Consider the following 8,687-nt stretch of genomic DNA (forward strand, 5'->3'; position numbering starts at 1 on the left):
CATTAATCAATACTTCTTATGAAACAAATTAGCCCAAATATTATTAGACAAGTTTTTGTACTACTACTTATAATACTCATGGGCGTACTCATATTTCAAGAAATCCTACCTTATTTAAGCGGTGTTCTTGGAGCAATAACTATTTATGTTATTTTGAAAAAACCCATGAAAAAACTAACTGATATAGGTTGGTATCCCAATATGGCAGCCATCTTTTTAATGTTGATGTCATTTTTATGTATCATGGTACCCGTAGCTGGTTTAGCTGTTATGATGGGAAGTAAAGTTCAATATGCAGTTGATAATTCTCAGAAAGTTATTAATGCTGGTAAAGAGCAATTAGGTTTAGTAGAATCGTATTTTAATATAAACATGGCGTCAGATATCGATACTGGAGCCATTACATCTTGGTTATCAAATAAGTTACAAAATTTTGCTGGAGGTACATTTAATATGGTTATTTCTATAACCCTGATGTATTTCCTTTTATTCTTTATGCTTACTAACAGAAAAAAATTAAAAGAATCGTTATTTGAATATATCCCCATTAAAGATGAAAATCTAAAAACTATAGGTAAAGAAACTAATGCTAACGTAAAAGCCAATGCTTTAGGTATTCCTTTGGTCGCTATAGGCCAAGGCTTGGTGAGTTTAATAGGTTTTTTAATTTTTGGGATTTCCGACCCATTTTTCTGGGCAGCCATAGTTACCGTTGGGTCTATGATTCCGTTTGTAGGTAGTGCTTTAGGTACTATTCCTGTGTTTTTACTAGCCTTATCAAACGGCGACACTTTCCAGGCTTGGGGAATATTAATTTATGGTATTGTGGCTATTGGGGCCACAGATAATGTGTTTAGACTATATATTTTAAAAAGGCTCGACGATGTACACCCCTTAATAACCTTAGTGGGCGTTTTGGTTGGGGTACCACTATTTGGTTTTATCGGGTTAATTTTCGGGCCTTTATTAGTTAGTCTATTCCTTATCATACTGCGCATTTACAAAAAGCAATACGGAGAAATTAATTAAGCACTACACATCAACTACAATATAGTTTACAAGTCTTCATTTCAACCAGTTTATCATTAATAACGGATAGCATCAAAAAAGAACGGAAACAAGTCAACCCACGCGGTAATTGAGTTGTAATTTTGAGATAATAAGAAAAATGAACCATTCTGAAACACTTCAGAATAAAAAACATACAATTATGAAAATAGGAATAATAGGAAGCGGAAAAATTGGAGGAAACTTAGGAAAACATTGGGCGCAAGCAGGCCATAACGTATTATTTAGCTCAAGACACCCCGAAGAATTAGGGAGTCTTGTAAAGGATGCTGAATCAAATGCCAAAGCTTTAACTGTAGCAGAAACTTTTGAATCTAAAGCAGATGTATATGTATTAGCCATGCCTTTTAAAGCTGTAGACGAAATTGCTGAACTTTACGCTGGCGAATATGCAAATAGTATCATTCTAGATGCGACCAACCCGTACCCATCACGAGATGGCGATATGGCAAAAAATGTTAGAGATGCTAATTACAATGCATCGGAATATACCGCCATGAAGTTTGGTACTGCTAAAACAGCCAAAGCTTTTAATACCATAAAAGCAGAACATTTAAAAAATTACGCTTTTAGATCGAAAGACAGACTTTCAGTCCCTTTTGCAGCGCAAGATGAGCGGAGTAAAAACGTGGTAAAAGAACTTATTGAAGATATTGGTTTCGATGCCGTCTATGTTGGGAACTTAAGTGATACCAAAATTATGGATCCCGATCAAGAAATCTATGGCATGTCGGTTTCAAAAAACGAGCTTTTAGATGCAATCCATTCTCAAAAATCATTTTAACACCACAATTTCTTTAATTCATGAAAAGAAATTAATCAAAACTAAAACATATGCAAATTATATATGAATATCACGATGTTTCTGCAAGCAGTAGCTTAGAAGCTATCACTAAAGAAAAATTAGAAACCTTACAGAAAAAATTCAACTTTGTTCATCGAGCAGATGTATTTTTTAAAGTACAAAACCGCTCAGACGATAAAGAACAAATTTGTGACATACGCTTAAGTTTGCCTGGTCCAAGATTATTTGCATCCACACATGCAGAAACTTTCGAAGCAGCTATTGCTGAAACCATTAAAGACCTAGAAATTCAGCTAAACAAGACAAAAGATAAAATGGGAGCTAGATAAGAGCTTATGAAGAAATTATAAGTGATTAAATATGGTCTTAACAATCTTTTGGATGTTGAGACCTATTTCATTTAAAATCAATCCATTTTCAGTTTAACCTTAAAATAAAATACAATGAAAACATCAGAAAATAAAAAAACCGCAGATAAAACTTATAATTCTAACATTACAGAAGATGATATTAGTGCCATAGGAGAAAAAGGCCTGAGAGCAGATTCTGAAGATGATAGATTGTTAATAGATCGCGAAGAATCGGTAGATTTTCAAGGAAAAGATTTAGACATTCCTGGAAGAAACAGAAGTGGTATTATTACCACTCAAATTATTACAGATGAAGAAAACACCCTTTTTGGGCAAGGCGGTGAAGATAACGAAAATTTAGAAGCTCCAGAGCGCGCCAATGTAAGCAGAACCGAGAAATAGAAAGTGCTGGAGTAGATAAATATAAATTAAAAAAAGAAAACATTATGAGTAATACAAATGATAAAACCAAATTTGAGACTATTAATCCCGCAACAGGAGAGACAATAGCAACATATGAATACATGGACAGCAAAGAGGCTGCCAGTAAGGTTAAAGATGCACACAACGCATTTTTAGATTGGAAATTAACGTCTTTAGACGAACGTGCAAAAATTATACAATCTATTGGGAAAACTTTAGAAAAAAATAAAGATGCTTATGCTAAACTTATGACTGAAGAAATGGGTAAACTAATTTCCCAGAGTTATGAAGAAATAGAATTGTGTATTGGCATTTGCCACTATACCGCTACAGAAGGCTTTAAACATTTACAAGATGAACATAGACCACTTTATGATGGCGGAAAAGGAACTATACATTATTCGCCAATAGGTGTAATTTACGGTATTCAACCATGGAATTTCCCGTTATACCAACCTATTCGTTATTCTATAGCCAACTTAATGGCAGGAAACGGTGTTTTACTTAAACACGCTAAAAACGTAACAGGATCGGCTATTATGCTGAAAAAAATATATGAAGAAGCAGGACTTCCTAAAGACTTGTTTCAGGTACTAGTTATTAATCACGATGTATCGGATGAAATTATTGCCAACGATGCCGTTAGAGGCGTTACCTTAACAGGAAGTTCTGGAGCCGGAAAACACGTAGCCATAAAATCTGCCGAAGTATTAAAGAAAACCGTTTTAGAACTTGGTAGTAACGATGCTTATGTAGTTTTAGATGATGCGGATATCGACTTGGCTGCAGAAGTTTGTGCCAAAGCTAGAATTTATAATAACGGACAAACCTGCGTTGCCGCTAAACGATTTATAGTGGTTGATAGTGCTTATAATGCTTTTAAAGAAAAATTTGTAAGCCTTATGGAGAGTATGGAACTCGGTGATCCCACAAATTCCGATACCAATCTAGGCCCAATAGCTCGAAAAGATTTAAGAGAAGAGCTACACGATAAAGTAACAAAAAGTGTTGAAAACGGTGCTAAAATTTTATGTGGTGGAGAAATACCAAACACAAAAGGTTATTTCTACCCTTCTACAGTTTTAGATAACGTAAAACCAGGGCAACCTGCATATAGCGACGAACTTTTTGGACCTGTAGCTTCTTTAATAAAAGCAAAAGATAATGAAGATGCTATGCGTATTGCCAATGATAGTAAGTTTGGTTTAGGTGGTGGAATTTTCAGTAAAAACGAAGAGAAAGCTTTAGAGCTAGCAAAAAATCATTTTGACACAGGAATGATACATATTAATTCTTACGGCTTAGCATATCCTAATATGCCTTTTGGAGGCGTTAAAGATTCGGGGTACGGAAGAGAACACGGTGGTTTTGGTGTGCGCGAGTTTACTAATGCAAAAGCCATTACACAACAAAAATAATAAGCTTAGTTTGAATAGACTTTACAAACTAAACAAAATTAAATAACAATAACCTCATCTTGAAATTAATTTCAAGATGAGGTTATTGTTTGTACTAAACATAAAAAGAGCCCTAATAACAAGGCTCTTTTTATATTAACTCAATCTATTCTATTAGATTTCTATTTCTTGATATATACCGTTTTCTTATTTACGAATTCTAATATACCTTCCTGAGACAGTTCGCGACCATAACCTGAAGCCTTTGTTCCTCCAAAAGGTAATTGCGGATCAGATTTTACCATGTCGTTTATAAAAAATGCCCCATCAGGAATATTACTAACAAGTTTTCTTGCTGCTTCTAAATCTTTTGTAAATATCATGGTACCTAAACCAAATTTAGAATGTGTTGCTGTTTCTATAGCTTCTTTCTTATTTGCTACACGAATAATAGCTGCTACAGGTCCAAACAATTCTTCATCTCCTGCTGGCATACCTGGCTTAACATTTTCTAAAATAGTAGGTTCAAAATAATTACCGTTATTATTATAACCGTAAGTTACTTTGGCGCCTTTTTTAATAGAGTCTTCAACTTGCTTTTCTAAGCCTTCTACTAAATCCTTTCTAGCCATAACGCCTATTTCGGTAGCTTCCTCCATCGGATCTCCTTTTTTAATTTCAGTAACACGTTTTTTAAAAGCCTCTATAAATTTATCATAAATAGCATCGACCACAATAAAACGTTTAGCAGCAATACAGCTTTGTCCTGCATTTTGCATTCTCGCCATAACTATAGTATCGATATGCTTTTCTAATTTTGCATCTTCTAGAATAATACAAGCGTTGTTTCCGCCTAATTCCATTACCGATTTCTTTAAATGCTTTCCGGCTAGAGCAGCAATACTTCGGCCTGCTTTTTCACTTCCAGTAAGCGTAACACCGGTAATACTTTCATGAGCTATAATGGTTTCAATATCTTCGTGCCCGATTAATACAGTTTGAAAACAACCTACAGGATATCCAGCATCTATAAACAATTGCTCCATCGCCAAAGCACAACCAGTAGTATTACTAGCGTGTTTTAAAATCGCCGTATTTCCTGCTGTAAGCGTTGGTGCGGCAAAACGCATTACTTGCCAAAATGGATAATTCCAAGGCATAATAGCTAAAATAATACCTGAAGGATCATAACTAATAAAACTCTCCTTTGCATCGGTTTTTATAATATCATCTGCTAAAAAATAAGCTGCATTTTTTACATAAAAGTCGCAAACTGCACTACACTTTTCGATTTCGGCTATACTCTGTGAAATAGGTTTGCCCATTTCTTTGGTCATGAGTTCTGCGTACTCTTGTTTTCTTTCTAATAGCAATTGAGATACCTTATTAAGCATATCCGTTCTATCACCAATAGATTTCATTTTCCAATCTTTAAAAGCATTAGCGCCTTTATTAATTATTTCTTGTACTTCAGACTCAGTATGTAATTTATAAGTCTCTATATCCTCATTAGTAAAGGGATTATTAGTTGTTATCATAATTATTTATTTTTAAATATACCACAACAAGGTATGCACATAATAACAATAAAGATAACACAATCCATTTACATTTTACCTCATATCCATATATGCCGACTAAGTCAATATTTTATGCGTTTGCGTTAATACTAACCGTAAATAGCTTGCATCTTTGTAACAGAAACAAGAAGTAATATTAATTTAAAACATTTACAACATGAACAATAATGGAAACACATTTTTAGGAGTATTAGCAGGAACAGCAATTGGTGCTGCATTAGGAATTCTTTTTGCTCCAGATAAAGGATCTGCAACAAGAAAAAAAATTGCCGAGCAAGCAGAAGCTGCTAAAGAGAGCATTACAGAAACGACTTTGGATATGAGAGATAAAGCTGCTTCTACTGTAGCCTCTAAAAGAGAAACTTTAGATACGCAATTAAATAATATTGTATCAGACGCAAGTCACAAAGCAGAAGACGTTATTTCTACATTAGAAACGAAATTAGCAGATCTTAAAGCGAAGAATAAAAAACTTCAAAAATCATAATAAGAACTATAAAAAAAATCATAAATGGGAATAATTGAAGCATTAGACGAGACCAGCTCAAAGGCTATAAAAACAGGAGAAAATTATGTGCAAACCTCTAAGAATTACTTTGAATTAAAAGTATTTCAACAGTTAGCAATTTTATCTACTGCGGGTATAAAACTAGCAATGTACGCTATACTTTGTACGTTGGCGCTTATATTTTTAGCTGTTGCAGGAGCAGCCGCTTTAAGCTCATACTTTGGAAGTACGGCTCTAGGTTACTTATGCATAGCAGGACTGTTTTTTGTTTTAATCGGTATTGTTTACTTACTGAGAAAAAAGATAGAAAATAGCGTTATTAAAAAACTCTCTAAAAACTATTTTGACTAATGAAAAAGAAAAATTATAATTCCTTAGAGGAAATTAATACGGAACTACATCTATTAAGTATTCAACGCGAGATACATTTAGAAGAGCTAAAATTGACGAAACATCAATTAAAAGAAGATTTAACTCCTGCCAATTGGATTAACACCGCGCTTAAAGGCATTAAAAAATACGGCGTACTAATGCTACTCCGAAAAATGATTAAATAGTAAAATATTCCCAAGATTTTTTTACAAATAATACTCATAAACAGCTAAACACTTTAAAAGGTTTAGCTGTTTTTTTTTACTCTAAAGCGTAGTCCCGAAGCTTTTATTTATTATCAGTAGTTTAAACTAGATCTAATTTCATTCAATTAAAAAAGAATCTTCAATTAAAGTTCTTTCTAATATAGACCAGTTATCATTAGAGCTAATATCTAAATGGTTTCCGTTAAGGTTACCCTCTCATTAATAGTAAATTTGAGTGTGATATTAAATGGGCTGTATCATTAAAGAAAGTCCACTAATTTAAAAACAAAAAATACTATGAGTACTTACACAGAAACAATAGGAAACAAACTAAACGAAATTTTAGAAAAAACATATGATGCTGAAAAAGGTTATGCTAAAGCAGCAGAAAACACAGACCACAGTTTATTAAAACCATATTTTAAAAAACGTAGTAAAGAACGTTACAATTTTGGACACGACTTAAAAGCCGAAATTTTAAAATTTGGTGAAGAGCCAGAAAAAGGTGGCAGCGTAACGGGAACTGTACATAGAGCCTGGATGGACACCAAGGCCTTATTTTCTGCAAATGACGCCGAATCTATGTTAGAAGAATCTATTAGAGGTGAAAAAGCTGCCGTTGCAGAATATGAAGATGCTCTAAAAGACACTGCATTGCCATTAAGCACAGCTACCCTACTAAGTAACCAGATGCAAAGCATTAAATCGGACTTAAACACCATTAAGTTTTTAGAAGATCTAAGTTAATACCACTTATATTTAATAATACAAAGGGATGCTTTCGGGCATCCTTTTTTTTGTTTTAAAACTATTTATTATACAATAGCATTAGCTTTAATCACCGTAACTCCCTTCTTTATTGGGTTAATTCGTAAATGAACTAACAATAGAACCGATTACGGCAATCTACATCCTAGGTATTAAGCATCTTTGTATAAAGGAAGTTGATAAAGTATCAACTGAAAATTAATCTTAAAAACAAATTACTATGTTACGTTGGACAGTCACTTTTATCATATTAGCACTAATAGCCGGAGTTTTCGGATTTGGAGGAATAGCAGCAGGTGCGGCAAGCATCGCTAAAATATTATTCTTCATATTTATTGTACTATTTATAGTCTCTTTAATCAGAGGTAAAAAAAGCGTATAAATAAACACACCTTGCAAATATTGGAGCAAGAATTAATTAAACCAATAATACATTAACCATTAAAACATATAGAAAATGAAAAAATCATTCTTATTCTTAGCATACGCCTTATTATTCACCATTTCAATCTCTTCTTTTACAAGTTGTAGAGATGAAAAATCGACATCTGAAAAAGTTGAAGAAACTATTGATGATGCTGGAGACAATATCGAAGAAGGTGTTGAAGAAATTGAAGACGAAATTGATGATGCTAGTTAATATCGATACACGAATACAGCAGAACTGAATTATAAACCAAAATTATCATTTTTATAAATTATCAAGGAATTAGTTCTGACTTATTCACTATGAATTTATTTTTAGACATGAGTTAACTTGTGTTTAATGAAAAAAAGGAATGCTGTTTAGCATTCCTTTTTTTTTTGAGATCATTTCTAAAAGAGCGGCATTATTTATTTGCAATTATTTCATTTAATTTTTTACGCTCTAACTTATATGGATTAACAATAGAACTGATTACGGCAATCTACACGACAGTTTATAAGCATCTTTGTATAAAGGAAGTTGATAAAGTATCAACTGATTTATTAACCTTAAAAAAAATTACTATGTTACGTTGGACAGTCACTTTTATCATATTAGCACTAATAGCCGGAGTTTTCGGATTTGGAGGAATAGCAGCAGGTGCGGCAAGCATCGCTAAAATATTATTCTTCATATTTATTGTACTATTTATAGTCTCTTTAATCAGAGGTAAAAAAAGCGTATAAATAAACACACCTTGCAAATATTGGAGCAAGAATTAATTAAACCAATAATAAATTAACC

At 33.1% G+C, this 8,687-nt stretch carries 13 protein-coding genes; 12 read left to right on the forward strand and 1 reads right to left on the reverse strand.

Annotation, left to right across the window (positions count from 1 at the left end):
* The first annotated feature begins 18 nt into the window (after nt 1-18).
* The 5 genes from ACJJV4_RS02635 (at nt 19) to ACJJV4_RS02655 (ending at nt 4,064) form a co-directional block, all read left to right on the forward strand.
* Nucleotides 19-1,029 carry an AI-2E family transporter gene (locus tag ACJJV4_RS02635; protein WP_405291846.1) on the forward strand — a complete coding sequence of 337 codons (1,011 nt, stop codon included), beginning with the start codon at nt 19-21 and terminating at the stop codon, nt 1,027-1,029.
* 181 nt (nt 1,030-1,210) lie between these two features.
* Nucleotides 1,211-1,852, forward strand: coding sequence for an NADPH-dependent F420 reductase (locus ACJJV4_RS02640; RefSeq protein WP_405291848.1), 642 nt, complete (start codon nt 1,211-1,213; stop codon nt 1,850-1,852).
* 50 nt (nt 1,853-1,902) lie between these two features.
* Nucleotides 1,903-2,202: a ribosome hibernation-promoting factor, HPF/YfiA family gene (gene hpf / locus ACJJV4_RS02645; RefSeq protein WP_405291850.1), complete on the forward strand. Its 300-nt coding sequence runs from the start codon at nt 1,903-1,905 to the stop codon at nt 2,200-2,202.
* A gap of 114 nt (nt 2,203-2,316) precedes the next feature.
* Nucleotides 2,317-2,625, forward strand: a complete 309-nt coding sequence (locus tag ACJJV4_RS02650; RefSeq protein WP_405291852.1) for a hypothetical protein — start codon at nt 2,317-2,319, stop codon at nt 2,623-2,625.
* Nucleotides 2,626-2,669: 44 nt separating this feature from the next.
* Nucleotides 2,670-4,064: an NAD-dependent succinate-semialdehyde dehydrogenase gene (locus ACJJV4_RS02655; RefSeq protein ID WP_405291854.1), complete on the forward strand. Its 1,395-nt coding sequence runs from the start codon at nt 2,670-2,672 to the stop codon at nt 4,062-4,064.
* 161 nt (nt 4,065-4,225) lie between these two features.
* Here the strand turns inward: ACJJV4_RS02655 and ACJJV4_RS02660 are convergent, their stop codons facing one another.
* Nucleotides 4,226-5,581, reverse strand: a complete 1,356-nt coding sequence (locus ACJJV4_RS02660; RefSeq protein ID WP_405291856.1) for an NAD-dependent succinate-semialdehyde dehydrogenase — start codon at nt 5,579-5,581, stop codon at nt 4,226-4,228.
* A 199-nt stretch (nt 5,582-5,780) separates the two neighbouring features.
* Between ACJJV4_RS02660 and ACJJV4_RS02665 the strand changes: the two genes are divergently transcribed.
* The 7 genes from ACJJV4_RS02665 to ACJJV4_RS02695 all read left to right on the forward strand — a co-directional run bounded on the left by ACJJV4_RS02665 (nt 5,781) and on the right by ACJJV4_RS02695 (nt 8,629).
* A complete protein-coding gene (locus ACJJV4_RS02665) occupies nt 5,781-6,110 on the forward strand; it encodes a YtxH domain-containing protein (RefSeq protein ID WP_405291858.1) in 330 nt (109 codons plus the stop codon).
* 24 nt (nt 6,111-6,134) lie between these two features.
* A complete protein-coding gene (locus ACJJV4_RS02670; protein WP_405291860.1) occupies nt 6,135-6,482 on the forward strand; it encodes a hypothetical protein in 348 nt (115 codons plus the stop codon).
* Nucleotides 6,482-6,688 carry a DUF6327 family protein gene (locus ACJJV4_RS02675; RefSeq protein ID WP_405291862.1) on the forward strand — a complete coding sequence of 69 codons (207 nt, stop codon included), beginning with the start codon at nt 6,482-6,484 and terminating at the stop codon, nt 6,686-6,688. Before ACJJV4_RS02670 ends, ACJJV4_RS02675 begins: the two co-directional genes overlap by 1 nt.
* Nucleotides 6,689-7,006: 318 nt before the next feature.
* Nucleotides 7,007-7,456 (forward strand): PA2169 family four-helix-bundle protein, encoded by a 450-nt coding sequence (locus ACJJV4_RS02680; RefSeq protein WP_405291864.1) that lies wholly within the window; start codon nt 7,007-7,009, stop codon nt 7,454-7,456.
* Between the two features lie 241 nt (nt 7,457-7,697).
* Nucleotides 7,698-7,859, forward strand: coding sequence for a DUF1328 domain-containing protein (locus ACJJV4_RS02685; RefSeq protein WP_405291866.1), 162 nt, complete (start codon nt 7,698-7,700; stop codon nt 7,857-7,859).
* Nucleotides 7,860-7,934: 75 nt separating this feature from the next.
* Nucleotides 7,935-8,117 (forward strand): hypothetical protein, encoded by a 183-nt coding sequence (locus tag ACJJV4_RS02690; protein ID WP_405291868.1) that lies wholly within the window; start codon nt 7,935-7,937, stop codon nt 8,115-8,117.
* A 350-nt stretch (nt 8,118-8,467) separates the two neighbouring features.
* Nucleotides 8,468-8,629 (forward strand): DUF1328 domain-containing protein, encoded by a 162-nt coding sequence (locus tag ACJJV4_RS02695; protein ID WP_405291866.1) that lies wholly within the window; start codon nt 8,468-8,470, stop codon nt 8,627-8,629.
* The last annotated feature ends 58 nt before the right edge of the window (nt 8,630-8,687 follow it).

It is taken from the genome of Algibacter sp. Ld11, from assembly GCF_045066735.1.
GTDB lineage: Bacteria > Bacteroidota > Bacteroidia > Flavobacteriales > Flavobacteriaceae > Algibacter.

Excerpts from the sequence above, each read along its gene's own strand:
- ACJJV4_RS02635 (WP_405291846.1), top strand. The coding sequence starts at position 19 with ATGAAACAAATTAGCCCAAATATTATTAGACAAGTTTTTGTACTACTA.
- ACJJV4_RS02640 (WP_405291848.1), top strand. The coding sequence starts at position 1,211 with ATGAAAATAGGAATAATAGGAAGCGGAAAAATTGGAGGAAACTTAGGA.
- hpf (WP_405291850.1), top strand. The coding sequence starts at position 1,903 with ATGCAAATTATATATGAATATCACGATGTTTCTGCAAGCAGTAGCTTA.
- ACJJV4_RS02650 (WP_405291852.1), top strand. The coding sequence starts at position 2,317 with ATGAAAACATCAGAAAATAAAAAAACCGCAGATAAAACTTATAATTCT.
- ACJJV4_RS02655 (WP_405291854.1), top strand. The coding sequence starts at position 2,670 with ATGAGTAATACAAATGATAAAACCAAATTTGAGACTATTAATCCCGCA.
- ACJJV4_RS02660 (WP_405291856.1), bottom strand. The coding sequence starts at position 5,581 with ATGATAACAACTAATAATCCCTTTACTAATGAGGATATAGAGACTTAT.
- ACJJV4_RS02665 (WP_405291858.1), top strand. The coding sequence starts at position 5,781 with ATGAACAATAATGGAAACACATTTTTAGGAGTATTAGCAGGAACAGCA.
- ACJJV4_RS02670 (WP_405291860.1), top strand. The coding sequence starts at position 6,135 with ATGGGAATAATTGAAGCATTAGACGAGACCAGCTCAAAGGCTATAAAA.
- ACJJV4_RS02675 (WP_405291862.1), top strand. The coding sequence starts at position 6,482 with ATGAAAAAGAAAAATTATAATTCCTTAGAGGAAATTAATACGGAACTA.
- ACJJV4_RS02680 (WP_405291864.1), top strand. The coding sequence starts at position 7,007 with ATGAGTACTTACACAGAAACAATAGGAAACAAACTAAACGAAATTTTA.
- ACJJV4_RS02685 (WP_405291866.1), top strand. The coding sequence starts at position 7,698 with ATGTTACGTTGGACAGTCACTTTTATCATATTAGCACTAATAGCCGGA.
- ACJJV4_RS02690 (WP_405291868.1), top strand. The coding sequence starts at position 7,935 with ATGAAAAAATCATTCTTATTCTTAGCATACGCCTTATTATTCACCATT.
- ACJJV4_RS02695 (WP_405291866.1), top strand. The coding sequence starts at position 8,468 with ATGTTACGTTGGACAGTCACTTTTATCATATTAGCACTAATAGCCGGA.